8 protein-coding genes are annotated in these 24,134 nt (G+C 34.2%); all 8 read right to left on the minus strand.

Features of this window, described 5'->3' with window-relative positions; genetic code table 11:
- Positions 1-25 precede the first annotated feature (25 nt).
- On the minus strand, positions 26-886 hold the full coding sequence (locus tag EFT72_RS07910) for a patatin family protein (RefSeq protein ID WP_124066368.1): 861 nt from the start codon (positions 884-886) through the stop codon (positions 26-28).
- 59 nt (positions 887-945) lie between these two features.
- Positions 946-2,721 carry an ABC transporter ATP-binding protein gene (locus tag EFT72_RS07915; protein WP_124066369.1) on the minus strand — a complete coding sequence of 592 codons (1,776 nt, stop codon included), beginning with the start codon at positions 2,719-2,721 and terminating at the stop codon, positions 946-948.
- Positions 2,712-4,439, minus strand: a complete 1,728-nt coding sequence (locus tag EFT72_RS07920) for an ABC transporter ATP-binding protein (protein ID WP_124066370.1) — start codon at positions 4,437-4,439, stop codon at positions 2,712-2,714. The genes EFT72_RS07915 and EFT72_RS07920 overlap by 10 nt, the downstream gene beginning before the upstream one ends.
- A 434-nt stretch (positions 4,440-4,873) precedes the next feature.
- Positions 4,874-6,088: a serine hydrolase domain-containing protein gene (locus tag EFT72_RS07925; protein ID WP_124066371.1), complete on the minus strand. Its 1,215-nt coding sequence runs from the start codon at positions 6,086-6,088 to the stop codon at positions 4,874-4,876.
- A gap of 59 nt (positions 6,089-6,147) precedes the next feature.
- Positions 6,148-6,936 carry a class I SAM-dependent methyltransferase gene (locus EFT72_RS07930; protein WP_124066372.1) on the minus strand — a complete coding sequence of 263 codons (789 nt, stop codon included), beginning with the start codon at positions 6,934-6,936 and terminating at the stop codon, positions 6,148-6,150.
- Between the two features lie 34 nt (positions 6,937-6,970).
- Positions 6,971-8,935, minus strand: coding sequence for a carbamoyltransferase C-terminal domain-containing protein (locus tag EFT72_RS07935; protein ID WP_124066373.1), 1,965 nt, complete (start codon positions 8,933-8,935; stop codon positions 6,971-6,973).
- 29 nt (positions 8,936-8,964) lie between these two features.
- Entirely contained in the window at positions 8,965-13,695 is a 4,731-nt protein-coding gene (locus EFT72_RS07940) for a beta-ketoacyl synthase N-terminal-like domain-containing protein (RefSeq protein ID WP_124066374.1), read from the minus strand.
- A 52-nt stretch (positions 13,696-13,747) separates the two neighbouring features.
- A complete protein-coding gene (locus tag EFT72_RS07945) occupies positions 13,748-23,986 on the minus strand; it encodes a non-ribosomal peptide synthetase (protein WP_164473115.1) in 10,239 nt (3,412 codons plus the stop codon).
- Between the last annotated feature and the right edge of the window lie 148 nt (positions 23,987-24,134).

Here is a 24,134-nt window from a genome sequence, read left to right on the forward strand (position 1 = left end):
TTATACCATTCTTTCCTTTCGTTCCTTACTCTTTGATTCCCAGATAGTCTCTAAGAGAAACCAGGCGAGATTCCGCCAGACGACGACCATCCTGATAAAGAGCTTCCAGTTTCCGTTTATCCTGTTCTGTTCTTCGCACCGTAACATGAGAATCCGGACGAATGACATAAATCCTACCCGCTTGCTCCAGGCGGTCGATTTCTTCCTGCATATGATTATAACGGTCAGGAACATCAAGCAACGCCTTTAAGAATTTAGGTAGGGGAGCAAAATAACGCTCATATCCCCTTCGCGTCCATTTATCAAGGAGCGGTTTCCGATACCCCTGTTCTCTGGTAAGAACAAGAACAATCTTTTCATATCCCAAATCTATGGCTCTCTGATAAGCAATGGGCATAGAACAGCCTCCATCCAGATATTTTTTTCCATCTATAGAAATCATACTAGAAAGGATTGGAATGCTGCTAGAAGCCTTTACTGCACCAATAAAATCGTTGCAATCTTTTTTATTAAAATATTCAGGCTTTCCAGTCTTGCACCGAGTCGCAACTACCTCAAAGGTCTGTTCCGACCGTTCAAACGCTTCGTAGTCAAATGGTACCAAATTGTTACTCAATTCTCCAAATAAAAATTCAAAGTTAAAAATAGAACGGTTCTTAACCATATTTCGAAAACTCATAAAGCGTTTGTCATTTACATAATCCATATCCACTTTAATGGTCCGGCCAATTTGCTTACTGATATAACTCATCCCAGACATCGATCCGGCGGAAACCCCATTCACATAGGACATTTCCACCCCCTTCTCCATCAAAACATCCAAAACACCAGCTGTAAATACACCTCGCAGCGAGCCTCCTTCTAATACCAAAGCACCTTTTGTCATTATTCTCACCTCGCCTTTTATTCTATTGCATTTTATCGGTCTGGTCAATCCCTTTCCTATTATGAAAACTGGCTTTGGTATAATTTATAGTAAGCTCCTTCTTGTTTCATCAGTTCCTCATGGGTTCCTGCCTCCATAATATTTCCCTGATCTATAACAAAGATCCGGTCTGCTTTACGAATGGTAGAAAGACGGTGTGCGATAATAAATGACGTTCTTCCGCGAAGTAAAACATCGATGCCCTTTTGCACTAAGAGTTCCGTATGGGTATCAATACTGGAGGTTGCTTCATCAAGAATTAAAATACCAGGCTTTGAAACCATTGTCCTTGCAAAAGCCAGAAGCTGCCTCTGTCCGCTAGACAAACCGGCTCCTCGTTCGCTGACCACCGTGTCATACCCCTTTTCTGTTTTCATTATGAACTCATGGGCATTTACTGCTTTTGCAGCCTCGATTACTTCCTCATCCGATGCCTCCAAACGTCCATATCTGATATTTTCTCGGATGGTGCCAGAGAACAGGAAATTATCCTGTGTCATAATACCCATCTGGCTTCTTAAGCTATGAATGGTTACATTCTTAATATCATGGCCATCAAGCAATATCATTCCCTTTGTTGTTTCATAAAACCGGCTGATCAAATTGACAATTGTTGTCTTTCCGGCACCAGTAGGCCCAACCAGTGCTATGGTCTCTCCAGGTTTTACCGTGACATTAACATTCTGAAGTATCATACGGTCTGGCTCATCACTATAAGAAAAGGAAACATTTTCAAATACCACTTCTCCCTTTAACTCTGGCAATTCTTCTGCACCTATTTTATCTATAATCTCGGCTTCTGTATCAATAATGTCAAAGATACGTTCCGCCGCTGAAATATTGGTTATTAGTTTATTATAGAAGTTCGCCAGATTTCGAATTGGACTCCAGAACATGGCAATGTAGGTAGAGAAGGCCAAAAACGTCCCGATTCCGATATTCTCCACACCCACAATGCGAATTCCGATAAAGTAGAGTAAGAAACCACCTAGTCCCCAAGTAATCTCTACCAGTGGTCCAAATCCATCCGCAACAACAACCGCATCGATAAATGCTTTGTTATGCTGCCTTACCAGATCGTAAAACTCCATTCTGGTTTCCGGTTCTGCAGCAAAACTTTGAATCACTCGAATTCCTGATAAATCTTCATGCACATAGGCATTGAGATTTGAAGTCTTTTTTCGAAAAATCTGCCACCGTTTGTGAACGGTAGTTTCAATCAATAACATCCCCACTGCCAAAATAGGTAAGGTCAAAAGAGCTGCCATTGCCAGACGGTAATTCTTGATTACCATGATGACGGCTACGCAGATCACCGTCAAAAGATCTGGGATCAACTGGGTTACGCTATCTGATAGTACATCTTTTAAAGAATTTACATCTCCTATAATTCTAGCCAGTACCTTACCAGTTGGCCGACTGTCAAAAAACGCAAATCCCAATGCTTGAATGTGATCGTATAATTCCTGTCGAATGCGAAGAAGTACATGGTTTGATACTTCCGCCATAATCCGCATCCGAATCTTCGTTCCAATCAAAAACAAGAGGAAAAGAACCACTGCTCCTGCTCCCAGCCATAATAGTCCTTCCTTATCCTTTTGCGCCACACATACGTTGATGGCATATTCCATTATAAGGGGTCCAATTAAACTGATGGTAATGGTCCCTGCCATAATAAACAGTACAAGAATGATTTGTTTTTTATAAGATAAGAGATATCGAAACAGGCGAATCAATGTGTCTTTTTTGAGAACTTCTTTCTGATATTCATCTTCCCTGCTGGTATTTACTGACATATTGTTTCCTCCTCTCCATACTGTACCTGATAAGTTTTGTAATACTGTCCCCGCATTTTCATTAATTCCTCATGCGTTCCTCGTTCCATGATCTGTCCTTCACTCAAAACTAAGATCTCATCAGCACTACGCACTGCAGAGATTCGATGGGCAATTATGATTTTTGAACTGTTAACCTGTTTTGTCAGTCTTGCTTCGATCTCCTTTTCTGTCTCCATATCTAGTGCCGAAGTGGAATCATCAAGAATTAGAATTGGAGTTTCTTTCGCAATAGCTCTTGCTATGCTGATCCTTTGCTTCTGTCCTCCAGAAAGCCCCACTCCACGTTCCCCAATTACTGTCTCATATTCTTCTGACAAGCGTTTGATAAAACCATGAGCACTTGCAGAAATCGATGCCTGCTGCACACTCTCCCATTCAGTTGCATCCTTGTTTCCTGTCTTAATATTATCTGAAATACTATCAGAAAAAAGAAATACCTCCTGGGAAACAACCGATATCTGACTTCTTAACAGAGGAAGCGACAGCTCTTTGATATTAATGCCATCTATGGTGATCTCTCCGCTAGATACATCATAAAAACGTTCAATTAAATTAACCACCGAACTTTTCCCTGAACCAGTCATTCCCATGATTCCAAGAGTTTTCCCCTCTTTTAAGGTAAAGTCTATATTTTTTAATATCTGTTTATCTGATAATTCAAAATCCACATTCCGAAATGTCAACTCACCCCTGATCTTATCCGGATTTACCGGTTTTGCAGGGCTTGTGATTACTGGCTGTTCCTCCATGACTTTCTTGATCTTTTTATTGGACGCTACCGCAGCCGCAATATCGTTACTAAGCCAACCAACCATTTCCATCGGCCAGATAATATTATTGGCATATTCTGAGAATGCTCCAAGATCACCAAGAGACATTTTTTTATTAATTACTAAGATTCCACCAATTACTATGACAGCCATCACAAGTATCTTGGATAAAAAAGAGATATTTGGCTGATAACGAACAATTAAATTTGCCTGACTCATATTTAAATCATAGTATTTCTTGTTGTGTTTATTAAACTTTGCAATTTCATGTTTTTCTCTTGCAAATGCCTTTACCGTACGAACGCCTGCAAGATTTTCCTGTGCTACGGTATTTAATTCCGCTGTTTGTTCACTGATCTCATCATAAACTTTTCCCAAACTATTTTCCAGCTTAATGGCATACCAGGCGATGATAGGCATAATCAAAACAGGAATCAGCGTAAGGGATGGACTTAATCGAAACATACAAACCAAAACAATAATGGTATGTATGGTGCACTCCAACACAAGCATTCCTACAAACCCAAACGCATTCCAAATCCGCTCCGTATCATCTTTGATCCTTGCCATCAATTCCCCAGTGTTATGACGATCAAAATATCCCATTGATAACGTCTGAATATGATCAAACAAGTCTCTTCTTAGTCTGCAACAGATTCCTGCTGAAGCATAATCAAATATAAATTCCTTTGTGTACTGAAAGATGGCCCTGCCAAAACCAATCCCGATCAGCCCAAGAAGCAGTTTCATAAGAATCTGCATCTGACCATCTACGATTACGTCGTCAATAATATGTTTTGTGATTTGTGGTGCCATTGCATCTAACAAAACACTGATAATCGTTGACGAAATCGCAAGGATGTACAAAAACCAGTACTTTTTGGCATACTTCCATAAGTTGTTCATACTTCTCCTCCTTAATTGTTGGGGGAACCCCGTATATTAAAAAAACCGAAAAAAACAGCATAAAGCGGTCTTTTCCGGTAAATTCGCAAAAAATAACCGCAGTTCATTCAGACTGCGGATAGACTCTCATAAAAATATAGCTCAACATACAAGCATTCGAACCTTTCTGTTACAAATAGGTTCTGTCTTTCATGAGGCAGACTGAATAACAACAAAATAAAACAGTGTTTAAATCTTTTTCTTTAAATGATCGAATACGAATCATAATCTCTGCCTCCTTTCTTTGAATGTTGTTGATTACTTTCACATTAATTAGAATACTTCCAATTATTTCATATGTCAAGTATTTTATGAACTTTTATTCTCCTAATATCTCCTTTTGTTTGGATTTTGGTAATTTTGACAAAATTAGGTGATAGGGTTTTTCTACCCATTTAATCTGTTAAAGCGGAATAAACTATATTGGAAAACTTATCAAATGGATTCTTTTTATCATTTGCGAGCACACCAAAAAATGCACAGCTTAACCCATTTTCAACATCTATGAATATCCTAGCACCCCCAAACGCTATATGATCAATTGTAGAAGCGGACCTCATTATGCTAAAGTCATCTAATTTAGTACCACGATAATTAAAACCAAGTGTCCGGGCATCAAGATTACCAGGCATATCTCCATTAAAATTTTGCCTCATTGTCCTAACAGTAAAAGGTGATAGGACACGTACTCCATTAAATTCACCTTCCTGCCTTATCATTTCACAAAAACGGATTATATCATTAACTGTTGTTTTTAGTCCACCTGAACCCCCGTCGTTATTAAACCACTCTGGACTGTTTAATATAGGATATCCTTCATATTCTTTTCCACGTCGCGCCATCCTATCCCACTTCTCTTTCGGTAGGATAAAATGACTATCTTTCATACGAAGTGGATTGAATAGTTTCTCATTTGCAACTTCATTTATAGACTTTCCATAAGCTCTGATTATAATTTCTTTGCAAAGTTCATAATTATAGTTACAATACATCATAACTTCTCTAGATGATCTCACAGGCGTTATCCTCAAGGCTAAGTAATTCCAAGTATCAATCGGCGCTCTATCCCTCTTTACAGGTAACTTTAGTATCTTAGAAGCATGAATCAGTTCTTTCATAAATGCACCTTCCTTAGGAACATCTATTTTTAGCTCGCTCTTCAAATAACCTCTTACATCCCGATCTATTTCATCATCCTGCAATCCACTCGTATGTGTTAACAAATGCCATATCTTAATTTTCTCGTTTTCAGTTTTTGCATGATTCTCATTAAAACACTGAAACTCTGGAACATATTCCTCAACATTATGTGTTATGTCAATCTCGCCGTCCTCATGCAACTGCATAATCAATGCTGCAATGATTGGTTTTGTAATTGAACATACTGGAAAAATCATATCCTGCTTCTGATTCGATGTACAATCACCCGGTTTTGATAAGCCATATGCCCCTTCAAATATGGATTGTCCATATCTCATGATTTTTGTCTCGATACACTGCTCATATCCCTCTTCTACAAACTGTATAAGTTTTTTCTCCAGCAAATCAAATCGTTCTGGAAGTATTTTCAGTTCGTCAGCCTTTTCACGACCCAACTCAGTAATTGGCATGGTGTTTCCTCCTTAGTCCGACTACAACAGTAATACAGTATGTACTATGTTGTAAGCTCCTATTTAATGGCTATTCTAAGATTGTAAGAAAATACGATATCAAATTTTTCTTTACATCTAGATTTCACAACATCATAGAATTTATCAATAGCTGTTTGTATTGAACTATCCATTTTTAATGCCTGTTGTATATTTCCTTGGGTCATTACAATACCAAGCAGTCGCTCACGCGTGCAGGTCTCAACACTATGACAAGTGATTTCTTTCACAAATATGAATTTACCATAAACACGGAACGTATCAATACGGGTACTTTTATTATTACGATTTGACGGTTTTTCCTTTCTTAAGGCAATGCGGTCACATTTTGCTCGTAATAAATTAAATTCCTTCTCGACAATCCAATCGACTGATGGTGGCGCACAGTCATAAACTGCAAATACCCCATCTGTGCCAAGTATCCTATATACCTCATCAAAAGTGCTATCAATGTCCATCCAGTGAAGTGCTTGTGAAATCGTAACAACATCAACAGTTTCAGAAATCAAACCAGTATCATTAGAAAAACCTTTTTGAAACGTAATATTATCTGATTTCACACTACTTTCAGCAGTTTTTCTCATATTATCATCAGGCTCTATTCCTACTACCTTTGGTGCTATGTGCTTCCAAATGAACGTTGAAAGTCCCGTGCCACTACCAATATCCACCACTAGCCGAGGTTTTGTAGATGAATACATCTGTATGATATCTGTGATAATTATCGGAGGAACAGGTCTATTCAAATTGTATAAATCGGCAAATCCACCATATCTATCTAAATTTTCATTCATAATTTTATCGCTCATCTTATCTTCCCTTTGCAACTTATTGTTTTTAACATTATGGTCTTAAAATAACAAGTCGTCTCTCCCATAATTTCTTTATATCTTCCCACACAACAGCTTGATTAATCGTGTGATCAGATTGTTCAAATAAGTCTTTTAATTTTATTTCTTTATTTCCAATTGTATTTAATAATAACGATGTCTCTTGAGATATCTTTTGCGTATAAGAATAGTTGTAATTAGGTCTAACCAAGTATTCTGTCCTTACATCATTGTATGATGTATATTTACAGAATTGTGCTAACTCAACATGTGTAGGTATGCTTATTCTCAATTCTTCTAACTGATTCATAGAAATATCATTCCTAGTAATCAAGTAATTACCAATAACTAGATAATGCAAACTTGTTGTAAGGAAACAAACGATTGCATCTAAAACAGAATCTACAATTGGCTCAGCAAAATTATTAAATGAGGTATTTAATAAAATTGGTACACCTGTATTCTTATAGAATTCATTCAACAAATTCCAAAATACTAGATTTGTTTCTTTATTTACTGTTTGTAATCTTGCAGTACCATCAATATGTGTAATTGCACCAAGACCAATCCGTTTTTCTTCTTTTACATTGATGACATAATTCATAAAAGAATAATTGCTTTTTGTTTTAGGACAATCAAAAAATTCATTTATGTATTCAAGCATAATAGCAGGAGCAAATGGTCGATATGCTTCTCTTTTTTTTACCATTAAGTTAATAATATCTTTATTTTCAGTTGGTCTTGGATCTGCTAAAATGCTCCTGTTTCCCAGTGCCCTTGGACCAAACTCAGAACAGCCTTGTACCCAACCAATAATACCACCTGATGATAATAGAGATGCTACTTTTTTCGATTTATCATTCATATATTTATACGATATGTATGGGCTCCAACACTCTAATTCTTTTTCTATTTTTTTATCGGCTCCAATATCCAATCCCCAATAAACATGTTTTAGCGCAACCGATTTTTTGGGTTCGCTTACATATAAAGCTGCGCCTAATGCACAACCAGCATCATGTGATGCAGGTTGAACAAAAACTGAATCAAACATGTTAGAATATACAATCTTCCCATTACTTGAACAGTTATGTGCAACTCCTCCTGCGAAACAAAGATTTTTCTGTCCAGTAGTTTTTTGATAGCATGACAATATATGTAATACAATTGTTTCTAATGTCTCTTGTAATGCAGCCGCAATATCTTTATGAACTTGAGAAAAAATCTCATTTTTTTGTCTTGGTTTTGTAATCGTATGCAATAATGGTATATGGTTATGTTTCAAAGTAAATTTTCCGTCTGGAAATAGAGTATAGAACTTTTTAAACATTCTTCTATACTTTGCTGCATTGCCATATGGAGCTAGTCCCATTACTTTGTATTCATCAAATAAATCATATCCCAAGAACTTCGTAACATCTAGATAAAAAAAGCCAAGACTATCCGCTATAGGAATTTTGTATAATAACTCTGATTTTTCCCCTTTTCGACTTAAAACCACTCCTGCCGAATCATCACCAGCTCCATCTAAAGTTACTACTAGAGCATCTTCAAAACCAGACATTCGGTAAGCACTTTCCGCATGTGCTAGATGGTGTGACACAAAGAAAATCTTGTCTTTGTCAATTGTTTCATTTAATTGAAATTGCAAATATCGATTTATGTAGTCGCGGTAATCATCGAAATACTCCTCTTGTAAGTCATATTTCATAATATCATAGGTACTATGTTCAAAATAGATAGCAATCTTATCAATGTCACTTAAGTGTAAACCATTGTTCTCTAGGCAATCTTTAACTGCATGTACTGGTGCTTTATTGGTATGTTTTATTCTACTACGGCGTTCCTCCTCAATTGCAGATAATACTTCACCATCTTTCAAAAGTACAGCTGCTGCATCATGAAACATTACAGTTCCTACATCTAACTTGCTTTCAAACACTAACGATGGACCACCTGATAAACCCAATACTAACATAAAAACGCTCCCTTCTCTTGATTACTCAATTACTTTATTTTTATATTTTCAATTATAGAAAACTGCTTATTAAAAAAATCATTTTCTAGCGTAACGATTCGTTTCATTTCCTTAATCGTAGTAGCCAATGTATCTTTCCTATAAATTGAAGTGTAATTACATTTTCCAATTTTAACTCGTATCTTATTCCACGATATAATAATATCTTTAATCAAACTGACTAAATCATCTTGTTTGTCACCAAATAATCTCAACCATCTAAACTCTTCTATTTTTTTCGCATTGATTATATGGTTAATTGAATCGAATAATATGTCGGCACTTTTCTTGTATTGTATCTCATCTGAGATAAAACCTGGATAATCTTTCGCAAATTGTTCTAGTTTCTTTAAACCATTATTTACCATAGATTTATTATGAATCATGTTTTGCACAAATGTGTATCTATAATCCTTGGTTTCTAGCAAACTATCATTTAACTTGGGAGAAAACTCGTAATAACTATACTGTGTTTCATCCATGTTGTAATAATCATTAAAACCTATATAAGCATTGACTAGTTCCTGATATCCAACCATCTTTTCGGTATATTTTAAGCTATCATGTGATTGATGTTCAATAATATGAAATGTTTTACTCACACTGTCGACCCCCTTAATAAGCCATGTATGAGCTAAATGATTTTTATTAAAACAATCCTCTCGTATAGAGGCGTAGTAACAATCTACATATAGCAGAACTGGTTTTTTATTCGATATGGAACGAATAATATCTTGTTCAACATTACTAACATAATAATGAGCTGTAAATTTTAAACCAATGGTATCAATTAATTGTTCAAATGAGTTTATTTCTGTGTAATTTATATCTAATATATTCGTATCTTGTTCATTCAATAGGTATTCATACGTTATGATATCATTTGATAAAAATGCAGTAATATCTTTATTAAAATGATCAATGATTGGGAATAAGGAATTATAAAAACAACTCTTGTAGAATATGCCATAATTACCCTTTAAATTATCTATTTTATACTTTATATCACTGCTTGTTCCTGAATGTTTAGTTTGATTCGACTCAGACTTTTTATCGATAGTAAGTCTCTCTTTATCTTTTTCTAGAGTTACTCCTTTAACAAATCGAGCAATTTCTGCTACTGTATTATAGTCATATATATCACTACTTTCAAATGGTATTCCAAGACTTTCAAAATCAGCCTCTATTTTAATTGATGTAATAGAGCTTCCACCTAGATCAAAAAAGCTTTCATTAATATCTATTTCATTAACTGCTAATACATTTCCGATGACATTGGCAACAATTTGTTCCGTTTTTGAATAATTACCATCTTCTCTGCCTTTAATCGTAATATTAATATTCTTACTCTGTTCTTCCACTTTATTAGCATTAATTTCTTCCTTCAGCTCATGTGATAGCTTAAAAGGTAATTTTTCACCTAACAAGAATAAATCACTCTTTGAGTTCATCTTACCAACAATACATCGAATCATATTTGTGTTTAAAGCTTTATCAAGTATTTCGATAGCATCTTTGGTTACAAAAGGCAAAAATAAATGATTATCGTTGACTGACGATAATGCGATATCACTCCATGTTGGCCAATCAATCGTGATTATTTTGTTTCCTTTTTCTTCACCATAATATGCATACGAATCAAGATATGTATTGCTAGCAACATAAGCCGCCGCTCTGTTGCCACCCATAAGCGTGATTGCAGATGAAAAGAGTACAAGAAAGTCTAATTTATCGTCTTGTGTAAGTTTATCAAGAAGCCAAGTACCCTGGATTTTCGGTCCCATCGTATAATTAAGCTTTTGAGGTTCTTCATCTATAATTCTTAAGCCTCTTTTACCAACTCCAATTGCAGCACAATGAAAAATCCCATGTATCATTCCGTGTCTTTTATGTATCTTATCAAGAATTACTTTTAATTCATCCTCTTTTGTAATATCACCTGTATAAATCTCGATATTGCTACCATTTTTCTCCAGCTCTCTATATGTTTTTATTTGTTTTACTAATTTTTCATTGTCCTCATCATTGACTTTATCCCATAAACTTTTATCTAAAAAACCAGATCTATTTATTATCATAATGTTTGCATGATTTTTAGATGAAATATATTTACAGACTTCCATACCAACATTCCCTAAACCACCTGTGACAACATAAACTCCATTTTCCTTTATCTTTATGTTTCCTTGTTTATATAAATCCATATTAGATCTTTGAATTTCTTCAACATATCTTTTATTCTCTCGATAAGCCACGCTATAATCATTATTTTTTGCTAGAATTTCATTTATAACATTGTCTATTGTTGTATCTTCATCAACATCGATACATCGACACGTAATATTATGATCTTCATTATGTATATTTTTTCCGAATCCAAACAATACTGCATTCTCCGGAATCATACACTTCTCCCTTTTTGTAATATGATAAGCATATTCAGAAATTAAGACTAAATCTATCTTTTGTTTCAAGTGACTTATCTGTACTAATATTCTTTGTAAACTATATACGCCTTTATCTAAGTTATCTTCTAGTTCTCTAATACTATTAGTCTCATTCCGATTTTCTTTTATTGTCGTACAATGGAGTACCTGTATTTTTTCATCTTTCCATGTTTTTAAAATATCTACTAAGCTAACGATATCTTTATCTCTGCTGCCCAGAATTTCTTTTACATAAAAACCATAATTTTTCAATTTCTGTGCAATTTCTTTTTGTTTATTATTACCGTCATGAAACATAAGAATGCTACCACAGGTAAATCGATCTGTAATCTTATCTACTTCTTTTTGTATCCAATTTGCTTCATAAAACATATCATTTACGTCATTATTTACATTATTTTTTATGTTACTTATCTTATTATGTATGTCTAGCCAACACCTCGTTTTTTCAAAACAATAAGTTGGTAAACTTAACTTATAGAACTTTTCACCGCTGTAAATTTCATCCCAATTGATTTTTACACCTGCTATATAGAGATGACCCAACTCATTCATGTAATCTTGATTATGACCATCGTATGAGGCTATCTTAGTAATATCGTTAGAGTCTATCATACAATCGGAATTTTTCTTAACTTCACCACAATAAATATCATTAAGTAAGAACTGTTCTAAATCAGAATCGTAAATCACTTGCAAATTCGTCAATAAGTTTGTTATATCAGTAGCGATAATTGCAATTCGATGATTATAATGCCCTCTTCCAGTATTTGCAGTAAAACATAAATTTCTTATATCAACAGTTGGATTCCTTTTCAAGAAATCAATGTAACATGCTACTAGCTCTTTTAATGAATTTTTACTCTTTGCTGATAAAGCTAATATATGGTAATTACTTTCAGCACTACATATATTAGGTGAGGGTGCTTCTTCTAGTACAACATGACAATTAGTTCCACTCATACCAAAGGAACTTACTCCACACCTTCTAGGAAACTTTGTAACTTTCCATGGACGCAATTGATTGTTAACATAGACTGGACTATTTGCAAAATCTATGTTTCGATTTGGTGTTTTAAAATGAATTGTTTGAGGTATCTCCTTATTTTTTAATGAAAATACAGTTTTTAACAAACCAACTAATCCAGAAACACTATCTAGATGATTAATATTGGATTTTACGGAGCCTATTGCACAAAATTGTTTTTTGTCAGTATATCTGCTAAATGCTTTTTGGATACCTTCAATTTCAATAGGATCACCTAGTTTTGTACCAGTTCCATGCGCTTCAATATAAGATATCGTATTCGGATCTATATTTGCATCCTTCCATGCTCTTACAATTACATCTTCTTGAGCAGCTGGATTTGGAGCCGCCATACTGATTGAATTACCATCATGATTTACGGCACTTCCTTTAATTATGGCATATACATGATCTCTGTCTTTTAGTGCTTTTTCTAATGGTTTTAATATAACAGCAACCGAACCTTCCCCTGAACCCATTCCATCTGAGTTGTCATCAAAAGTTCTAGTTTTTCCATCCGAAGATTGAACTCCCATATCTCCATTCTTTTTTATTGGAAGTAAGATAAGTTTAATTCCTCCCACTACTGCTTGACTGCATTCCCGGTTCTTTAGTGATTGACATGCAATATGTAGCGCTACGAGTGCGGAAGAACAAGTAGTATTAATTAGTAAATTAGGTCCTTTAAAGTTCATAATATAAGAAATTCTACTGGCAATATTCGGCGCAATATTGCCGATGAGTGAAACTGATGTATAAGAAGGCTCAAACGTGTTTACAAACATTTGATATTCTGAATCTGAACCATATCCTAAAAAAACACCTGTACGACTTCCTATCAGATTATTACCTCCATAGCCAGAATCTTCTATTGCACCCCATACTGTTTCTAGAAATATTCGTTGATTGGGATCCATAAGACTTGCCTCTCTATGTGAAATACCAAAGAACCCGAAATCGAACTTATCAATATTAGAAACATAAGCTAGTTTTCTATATTCAACATCAGATATCTTAAGTCCAGCAATTAAGTCGTCTAAATCTTTTTTTCTATCGTTTGGTAGTTTGCTGACACAGTCACATCCGTTCCTAATATTATCCCAAAATTCCTGAGCGTTTTCAGCCATAGGTAATTTTGCCGACACTCCTATAATCGCGATATCTCTTATAATGTCATCTTCAACTGCTATAGAATTATTATTTATAGTCTCTGATTCTTCAGACTTTAAGTTTATTAGTTTCTTCATATTTCAACCTTATAAAATGAAAACAAAATATTCATATTATCCTTTCCTTAACTTATAGATCTTTGTAATCCAATGCATATGTTTCTATAAGTTTTAAATATTTATTAACAATACGATCACTTTCTACTTTTAGAATTTTTCTACTGATATTGCATCTCATCTTTATTTCATCTTCAGAACTTTCAAACTCAACAATCATATGAAAATGTTCCATTAATTCTTCTTTATTACCTACTTTCTTAACAAACAATGGAATCACAGGGAAATAAGTATCATCAAAACTTTCTACTGTCTTAATATCTCTTAATTCCGCCAAACTTTGAAATTCATAATTATACTGATTAATAAATCCTATTAATTCTTCTATACTATCTATATTTCTAAAATCAACATGTATAGTTGCAAAGAAAGAATTTGTATTTAGTAATACGTTTATTCCAATTTTCTCTTGATCTGTAATATCAGCTAATAAATACATAAAAATACCGAGGAACACATCCGATAGTTCAACATTTTCTTTTTTAACTACTAATTTTATCTTTCTTATAATTTCATGGTCCATTGAAAAACTGTATGTCATGTAAGAGAAATGTAAAGCGTTACGGTCTAAGTACTTAACTGGAAACATAACCGTTGCAATGTCTTTATTAACCTGGTTACTACATTTTTCTTGTATAAATGTTGCAAGTCCTTTGATTGAATGATATGTAAACAAATCTGTAACTTTAATAACTCCGGGATATCTCATCTCAATATACTTATGAACTTGTACAATACTAAGAGAATTTCCTCCGACTTCAAAAAAAGATTCATTTACTCCCACTTTTTTAATGCATAATACCTCCTTCCAGATAAAAACCATCTCCTTCTCGATATCATTTGCAGGAGCTTCATATTCAACTCCTGTATAGATCAACCCACCCGGTTCAGGCAATGCCTTTCTGTCCATTTTTCCATTGCTCGATAATGGAATTTGATATATATGGATGAAATATTGTGGCATCATATAATCTGGTAATTCTTTTCTTAAGTGGTATCTTAGTTTGGAACTTGGTATATCATAATCAGAAACAAAGTATGCACATAAGTATTTATTACCTTTACGATCCTTTTTATCTATTACAATAGCCTCATTTATACCCTCATACCTTACGAGTACAGATTCTATTTCCCCAAGTTCTATTCTAAATCCTCTTATCTTTACCTGTTGATCTATCCTTCCAAGGAACTCTATATTACCATCTGGCAGCCATCTTGCTAAATCACCTGTATGATACATTTGTTTGTATATAGGATCATCACTACTTGCATACGGATTATCAACGAATTTTTCCATAGTAAGCTCAGGTCGATTTAAATATCCTTTTGCGAGACCAATTCCAGATACACACAGTTCTCCAGCTACACCAATCGGTTGTAAATGACTGTACTTATCAATTATATAAACCTTAGAATTTTGGATCGGCTTTCCAATTGGATTTATTTTGTTCTCTTCGATATGTCTAAATACCGTTGTTACTACACAGTTTTCTGTTGGACCATACTCATTTACTATTTCTGTATTTGGACATTTTCGTTTGCTTATACTCACTATATTTCGTGTCAATCTTTCTCCCGCAAGCGTTATACTACGTAAACTCAATAATTCTTGATTCTCAATATTCTCAAGAATTACTGAATATAAAGAAGGAATTGTTATAAAGTGAGTAATATGATATCTTATCAAATCATTTACAATTATTTTAGGATCTTTTAAATCATCATCATCCACAAATACATTAGTAGCACCAGATATTAATGGTGAATAAAAGCTTGTAACAAAACCATCAAAACAGAATGAGAATAATTGCAGTATTGTATCTTTACTAGAAAAACCATATTCTTTCTTTCTCCACTGTATCGTATTTGACAAGGATCTGTGTCTAATCAAGACCCCCTTCGGTCTACCTGTAGTACCCGATGTGTATATGATATACGCTAAATCATCAGGAGAATTTCTGCTCAATAAGTTGTCAGAACTCTTGTTATATAGATCCTTATTTTCTAGATTTATTGTAGGAATATCATCACTCAACTTACCTATGAATTGCCCTTTGATCAACAAGCTATTTATCTTACTATCTTGAATCATAAAGTCCACTCTATCGATAGGATAGTTTGGATCTATCGGTAAATAAGCTCCACCTGCTTTGAGTGTTCCTATAATACCTATGATCATTTCCAAAGATCGCTCTACCATGATACCGACTATCACATTCGAACCAACACCCTTATCACGTAAGAATTTTGCCAAACTATTTGCTTTTTGATTTAGCTCACTATACGTTACCTGCTGCTCGCCAATTACTACAGCTATCTGATCTGGTGTTCTCTTCACTTGGTCTTCAAACAACTCATGCATTGATGTAAAAATTGGCTTTTCTTCTTGTTTTTTGTTAAATTCGTAAAGTAATTTTATCTTTTCTTCTTCCCCTAAGATATCAAGTTCACTCAAACTTGTATCAACATTCTCTACGATTCTTTCAAGAAGATTTTTCAAATGAACTTTCAATCGCTCTATAGTCTCTTTCTTGAACAACTTTGTGCAGTATTCTATGATACAATGTAATTCATCTGATTCTTCACCTGCTATCAAGGTAAGGTCAAACTTCGATATCTTACTTTCAGAACTATATGGTTCAATATCAAATTCCTTAAACCCAATATGTTTGGTTTCTAAGTTTTTCATTACAAACATAACATCGAATAAAGGATTTCTGCTCACATCCCTTTTTAATTCAAGTCTGGACAGCAATTCTTCAAATTGGTAATCTTGATTTTCGTATGCATTCAATGCGTTCTCTTTTAACTCTATTAAAAATTCCTTGAACGTTTTCCTTCCTTCCGGATAATTTCTCATAGCCAGAGTATTCACAAACATACCAATTATATCTTGAATATCCTCGTGGGTTCTTCCCGAAATAGGTGATCCAACAACGATATCTTCTTGACCAGTATACTTATACAAAAGTACATTATATGCTGCAAGTAATACCATATACATCGTAGCGTTTGTGCTTTCCGCTATCTTTTTAAGATCTTGTGTCAACTCTCTATTAATCACAAAACCTATCCTGCCACCTTCAGAGCTCTTGATTGCGGGCCTCCTAAAATCAACTGGAATATTCAGCAAAGGAGTTTCTCCTTTAAAAACTTCTAACCAATATGATTCCTGTTTCTTAATTAATCCATTTTTAAAAATCTCGTTTTGCCATTGTGAGAAATCTTTATACTGTATTCTTAACGCAGCCAAGCTTTTTCCTTCATATATGGCTTTTATTTCATTAAGCAATATCCTCATCGACTCGCCGTCCGCTATTATATGATGCATATCAAGCATTAAGATATGCTCTTCTTGGTTATTTACCAAACATGCCCTTGCAAGTGGGTAACCACTTAAATCAAATGGACGAATAAATTCACAGATATATTCCTGTAAGATTTCTCCCGATCTTTGCGTGTCTTCTAATTCTTTGAATTCCATTTTAAAGTTTGCATCTTTATGAATACGTTGAACGATATCTTCATCAACTACTTCAAACGAAGTCCGAAATGAGTCATGTCGCCTTACGATTTCCTTAAAAATATGTTTAAGCTTTTCTTTATTAATATTTCCTTTTATCTTATATACACAAGGAATATTATAAGTAGTATTCTCTTTATCAAGTTGATTTAATAAATACATCCTTTTTTGAGCCGATGATACAAGATAATATTCCCGTTCTTTTACAGGCTCAATAGATACATATTTACTTTTTGTAGCCTTACTAATGTATTCTGCTTGTTTCTTTATTGTTGTTAGGTGAAATATTTCACTTAATGGAATTTCTACGCTCATTTCCTTATGGATTTTGGACACAAGGGATACTGCTTTTAATGAATGTCCTCCAATATGAAAAAATTTATCGTTTATTCCTACTTTATTAATACTTAATATTTCCTGCCAAATGGCAACCAATTTCTTCTCAATGTCGTTTGTTGGAGCCTCATACGCAACTCCTGTATATATCATCCCATCTGGTTCAGGCAATGCCTTTTTGTCTATCTTCCCATTGTTGGTTAATGGCATTTTATCAAGCTTTATAATACATGACGGTACCATATAATATGGTACGGAATTAATCATAAATTCCTTAAGCACATCTAGATTTACTTCTTCATTCAGTACCACATATGCACATAAGTATCTCTCCCCATTTGCCTGGGTGTAATCCACTGCTACCACGCCCTTTACTGCACTATGTTTCACAAGACAAGCTTCAATTTCTCCAAGCTCTATCCTGTACCCTCTTATTTTTACCTGCTGGTCTTTTCTTCCAATAAATTCTATATACCCTTCATTGCGCATTACTCCATAGTCGCCTGTTCTGTACAAATACCCCAAATTAGGGTGATTGATAAATGCATATCTTGTCTTTTCTTCATCATTTTGATACCCCTGTGCAACCCCCTCTCCTCCTATGTAAAGTTCTCCTTCTACTCCTATAGGACAAAGCTTTAAATGCTTATTAAGTACATAGTATGTCTGATTTGCTAGGGGCATCCCATATGGTATGCTCTTCCATTCATCCTTCACTTCTCTAATAGGGTAATATATAGACCATATAGATGCTTCAGTCGCACCGCCTAGGCTTATTACTTGTGAATCAGTGAATCTATCCCTTATCTTATCTGGCAGTACTACCGGTATCCAGTCTCCACTTAAAAGTACTAGCCTCAATCTATTCTCATACCCGTTACTAAATTTATCATCAATATACTCAATAATCATATCCATCACTGCCGGTACAGAATTCCATATAGTTATTCTATTTTTAATCAACACATCTAATATGTGTTTTACATCTCTCAAATCAGGGATCATTACAAGAGTTGCTCCTGAAATTAATGCTCCAAATATATCATATACTGATAAATCAAAGCACATGGATGACAGCCCTATAATTCTATCCTCTTTACACACTTTAAACCTATTATTTATATCTACTATTGTATTAACTGCAGATCTGTGGCTAATCACCACTCCCTTGGGTCTGCCTGTACTTCCAGAAGTATATATCACATAAGCGATATCACTTGATGAACTGGAATTCTCGTTGTTATTATCCGGACAATTTTCGATTTTTTCATTTAACTCTTCATCCAGTACAATATCCAAGTTACTGTTTTTTATTATATATCCCCTTCTATCTTGAGGATATTCAGGATCGATAGGCACATATGCTCCTTCAGCCTTTAGAATACCAATAATATTAACAATGGTGTTTATATTACGTCGCACCATAACACCAACCAGCTTTTGTCCTCCTATTCCTTGGCCCTTAAGATAGTTTGCAACTTGATTGGCTTCTCTATTGAGTTCCCCATATGTTATGCTTTCATCTTCAAAAATCACTGCAATACTATCTGGGGTTCTCTCTACCTGCTCTTCAAAGAGTTTATGTATTGTCTTATCCCTCGGATACTCTGTCTCAGTATCATTAAAATCATATAATATCTGCCTGCTTTCTTCTTCTGATAGCATCTCTATTTCAGATAGTTTTACCTTAAGATCTCCAATTGTCTCATTAAGTATATTCTTAAAATGTCCTGCAAACCTTTCCATTGTTTCCTTCTTGAAAAGTTTTGTACAGTAATTAAGTGCAAACCATATACTTCCTTCTTTTTCCTCTGCATTTAAAGCTATGTCAAACTTCGATACCTTGTTTTCCATCCCATAGGAACTAATCTTAAGCCCTTCTATTTCCATTACCATATTATCCGTATTCTGCATGACAAACATTGTATCAAACAGAGGGTTTCTGCTCCTATCCCTCTTTATGTCTAGTTTCTCAATAAGTTCCTCAAACTGCACATCTTGATTTTCAAATGCGTTTACCGCATTTTCCCTTACCTCAATTAAAAATTCTTCAAATGTCTTTCTTCCTTTAGGATAGTTCCTAAGGGCAAGTGTATTTACGAACATGCCTAAAACATTCTGAATCTCCGTATGGGTTCTTCCGGATATAGGTGAGCCAACAACAATGTCTTCTTGTCCAGTATACTTATACAAGAGCACATTATATGCTGCAAGTAATACCATATAAATCGTAGAGTTTGTGTTTTCTGCTATCTTTTTTAATTCTTTTGTCATATCTCTGTCAATCTCAAAATCTATCCTGTCACCTTCAGAGCTCTTGATTGCAGGCCTTTTATAATCAACTGGCATGTTCAGCAAAGGAGTTTCTCCACTAAAAACTTCTAACCAATATGATTTTTGTTTTTTTATTAACTCATTTTTGAAAAGCTTATTTTGCCATTCCGAGAAATCTTTATACTGTACTCTTAATGAAGCCAAACTTTTCCCTTCATAAATGTCTGCAATTTCATTAAGCAATATCCCCATCGACGCACCGTCCGTTATTATATGGTGCATATCAAGCATTAAGATATGCTCTTGATCTTGTTTATTTACCAAACAAGCCCTTACAAGTGGATATTCACTTAAATTAAACGGACGTACGAATTCTCTTATATATCCCTGTAATGTTTCTTCAGAAATTGCAAAGTCTTTTAAGTCTTTTATTTCTATTTTAAAATTTGCATCTTTGTGTATCCGCTGAACTATCTCTCCATTAACTACGTCAAACGAAGTTCGAAACGAATCATGTCTCTTTACTATTTCTTGAAAAGTATTTTCAAGCTTTTCTCTATCAATAATGCCTTTTATGTTATATACCACAGATACATTATATGTAATACTCACTCCATCAAGTTTGTTTAATAAATACATCCTTTTTTGTGCCGATGATGCAAAGTAATATTCTCGTTCCTTTACAGGTTCAATCGATACATATTTACTTTTCGTAGCCCTACTAATGTATTCTGCTTGTTTCTTTATTGTTGTTAGGTGAAAAATTTTACTTAATGGAATTTCTACATCCATTTCCATATGGATCTCAGACACAAGGGATACTGCTTTTAATGAATGTCCTCCAATATGAAAGAAATTGTCGTTTACTCCTATTCTTTTAGCATTCAATATCTCTTGCCATATAGTAACCAGATTCTTCTCGATATCATTTTCAGCAGCTTCATACTCAACTCCTGTATAGATCGTACCATCTGGTTCAGGTAAAAACTTTTTATAAACCTTTCCACTATTTGATAATGGAATTTGAGATATCTGGATGAAATACTGTGGCATCATGTAATCTGGTAAATCTTTTCCTAAATGTTCTCTTAGTTTGGAAACCGGTATTTCTTGATCAGCAACAAAATATGCACATAAGTATTTATTTTTCTCTTGGTCTTTTTTATCTATTACTGCAACTGCTTTTATACTAGCATATTTTAAAAGTACTGTTTCTATTTCACCAAGTTCGATTCGAAAGCCTCTTATCTTTACCTGTTGATCTATCCTTCCAAGGAACTCTATATTCCCATCTGGCAACCATCTTACTAGATCACCTGTACGATACATCCGTTGATAGTTATTATCATCACAACTATCTACAAATGGATTTTTTATAAATTTATCTGCAGTAAGCTCAGGCCGGTTTAAATATCCCTTAGCAAGCCCAACTCCAGATATACACAATTCACCTGCTACCCCAATCGGTTGTATATGATTGTATTTGTCAATGATGTAAATCTTAGTATTGTATATTGGTTTTCCAATTGGTATGGACGTAATAGATTCCATTGAGTTATTATCATTATTTTTATAACTCCATATCGTTGCACAGATTGTAGCTTCTGTTGGTCCATATGCATTAATATAGCTGATATGTGATTTCCACTTCTGATATAGATCCGTACTAATCTGCGAACCAGCCGTAATCAATGTTTTTAAAGACTTTACACTATTTGGATTAATATTGATAAGATAAGGTGGTGGTAACGTCGCTATTGTTATGCTTTTTTGATTCAGATAATTAGTAAACTGACTATAATCATTCATAACATCCTTTTTAAGGATATGGAGCTGCGCCCCTGTTAATAATGCCATAAAAATTTCCCATACTGATGCATCAAATGAAATATTTGCGAACTGTATTATCCTGTCTTGATCAGTTACCTTAATAATCTCCTTAAAAAACAATGATAAACTTACAATTCCTACATTCTTTACTAATACTCCTTTTGGTCGTCCTGTTGTTCCCGATGTATATATGATATAGGCTAAATCATTTGGATGCGTTCTGTTAACTACATTATCCAATTCCTTGGAAAATAAATCTTCCTCTTCAAGATTGATGGTATTAATATTCCTATTGATATCATGCTCTAACTTTCCTTTGATCAACAATAGATTTATCTTGCTATCCTTAATCATAAACTTCACCCTATCAATTGGATAGTTAGGATCTATCGGCAGATAAGCACCCCCTGCTTTGAGTATTCCCAAGATACCTGTGAGCATTTCTAAGGATCGCTCTACCATAATACCTACTATTACATTCGGACCAACACCATTTGCACATAAAACATTGGCTAAACTATTTGCCTTTTTATTCAGTTCACTATAGGTATACTGTTGCTCACCAAAAACTGCTGCTATATGATCTGGATTTCTTTTAACCTGTTCCTCAAATAATTCATGTATTGTTTTATCCGTTGGATACTCAACTTGGGTCTTGTTAAAATTTAATAGTAATCTTTCTCTTTCTTTTTCGCTTAAGATATCTAATTCGCTCAATCTTGTATCTATGTTCTTTATAATTGCCCACAAAAGATTCGTAAAATGTTCACCCAGTCTTTCAATCGTCTCTTTCTGAAACAACTCTGTACAGTATTCAATAATAAAATACATGTCATCAACATTTTCAACTACTATCAACGTAATGTCGAACTTAGCTATTTTACTTTCAAAATCATATGGTTTTATCTCACAACCTTGTAATCCAATATGATTAGTCTCTAAGTTTCGCATTACAAACATAACATCAAATAAGGGATTTCTACTTACATCCCTTTTTACATCAAGTTTTGACAATAGTTCTTCAAATTGATAATCTTGATTTTCGTATGCTCTTAATGTGTTTTCTTTTAACTCAATTAAAAAATTTTTGAATGTTTTACTTCCTGCAGGATAATTTCGCATAGCTAAAGTATTAACAAACATTCCTATAATGTCCTCAACATCCTCATGAGTTCTTCCTGATATAGGAGAACCAACAACGATATCTTCTTGTCCCGTATATCTATATAGTATGACATTTAATGCTGCGAGCAAAACCATATAGATCGTTGAGTTTGTATTTTTCGCTATTTCTTTGATTCCTTCTGACAACTCACAGTCAATTCTAAAATCTATCCTGTTACCTTCAAAACTTTTGATTGCAGGTCTTTTAAAATCAACTGGCATATTCAACAACGGAGATTCTTTCGCAAATGTTTCTAACCAATATGTTTCTTGCCTCTTTATAAACCCATTTAAAAACAACTTATTTTGCCATTCCGCAAAATCTTTATACTGTATTTTTAATGCATCTAGGCACTTTTCTTCATAAATATCTGTTATTTCACGTAGCAATATCTTCATTGAAGTACCGTCCGCTATGATATGGTGCATATCAATTATTAAAATATGCTCACCCTCGTGAATACTCACCAAACATACTCTTATAAGTGGATATTGGCTTAACTCAAACGGACGAATGAATTCACTAATATATTCCTGTATGATTTCTTCTGATCTTTGCGTGTCTTCTAGTTCTTTGAATTCCATCACAAAGTTAGTATCTTTATGAATCCGCTGAACGATTTCTCCATTCACTACTTCAAAAAAAGTCCGTAAAGAATCATGCCTCTCTACTATTTTATTAAAAGTGTATTCAAGCTTTTTTTTATCGATTTCACCTTTTATGGCATATACATTAGGTATATTATATGTTGTAGACTCTGCCTCAAGTTTATTTAATAGATACATTCTTTTTTGTGCAGATGACGTAGCGTAATAATCTTGTTCTTTTATAGGCATAATGGATATATACTTGCTCTTTGATGCCATAGTGATGTATTCCGCTTGTTGCTCTATGGTCGTTAAATGAAAAATTTCACTTAACGGAATTTCTACTTCCATTTCTATATGGATCCTTAACACAAGGGCAGCAACTTTTAATGAATTTCCTCCAAGTTCAAATAAATTATCCTTTATTGTTACTTCATCAGCCTTAAACACGTCCTGCCAAATGACTATCAACTTTTTTTCAACATCGTTTATTGAAGTTTCAATTTCTAACTTATTATCATCAGAATTTGTTTTCACTATACTCTCCTTTTTATTAAACGTAAACGCTCCGTAGTGAGTGCAGCAAAAAAAAACAACCGCTCCCACGAGCGGCATGTTTTTACAATGATTTTCTGCAATTAGCCGGAAGCTTATCTGACCAGGGTAGCAGATCTTTGCAGAAGCT

Origin of the sequence: Clostridium sp. E02 (assembly GCF_003833015.1) — a bacterium.
Taxonomy (GTDB): Bacteria; Bacillota; Clostridia; order Lachnospirales; family Lachnospiraceae; genus Lacrimispora.

What these genes read in the sequence shown, in the direction of transcription:
- EFT72_RS07925 (WP_124066371.1), bottom strand. Translation starts at nt 6,088, where the DNA reads ATGCCAATTACTGAGTTGGGTCGTGAAAAGGCTGACGAACTGAAAATA.
- EFT72_RS07915 (WP_124066369.1), bottom strand. Translation starts at nt 2,721, where the DNA reads ATGTCAGTAAATACCAGCAGGGAAGATGAATATCAGAAAGAAGTTCTC.
- EFT72_RS07935 (WP_124066373.1), bottom strand. Translation starts at nt 8,935, where the DNA reads ATGTTAGTATTGGGTTTATCAGGTGGTCCATCGTTAGTGTTTGAAAGC.
- EFT72_RS07940 (WP_124066374.1), bottom strand. Translation starts at nt 13,695, where the DNA reads ATGAAGAAACTAATAAACTTAAAGTCTGAAGAATCAGAGACTATAAAT.
- EFT72_RS07930 (WP_124066372.1), bottom strand. Translation starts at nt 6,936, where the DNA reads ATGAGCGATAAAATTATGAATGAAAATTTAGATAGATATGGTGGATTT.
- EFT72_RS07910 (WP_124066368.1), bottom strand. Translation starts at nt 886, where the DNA reads ATGACAAAAGGTGCTTTGGTATTAGAAGGAGGCTCGCTGCGAGGTGTA.
- EFT72_RS07920 (WP_124066370.1), bottom strand. Translation starts at nt 4,439, where the DNA reads ATGAACAACTTATGGAAGTATGCCAAAAAGTACTGGTTTTTGTACATC.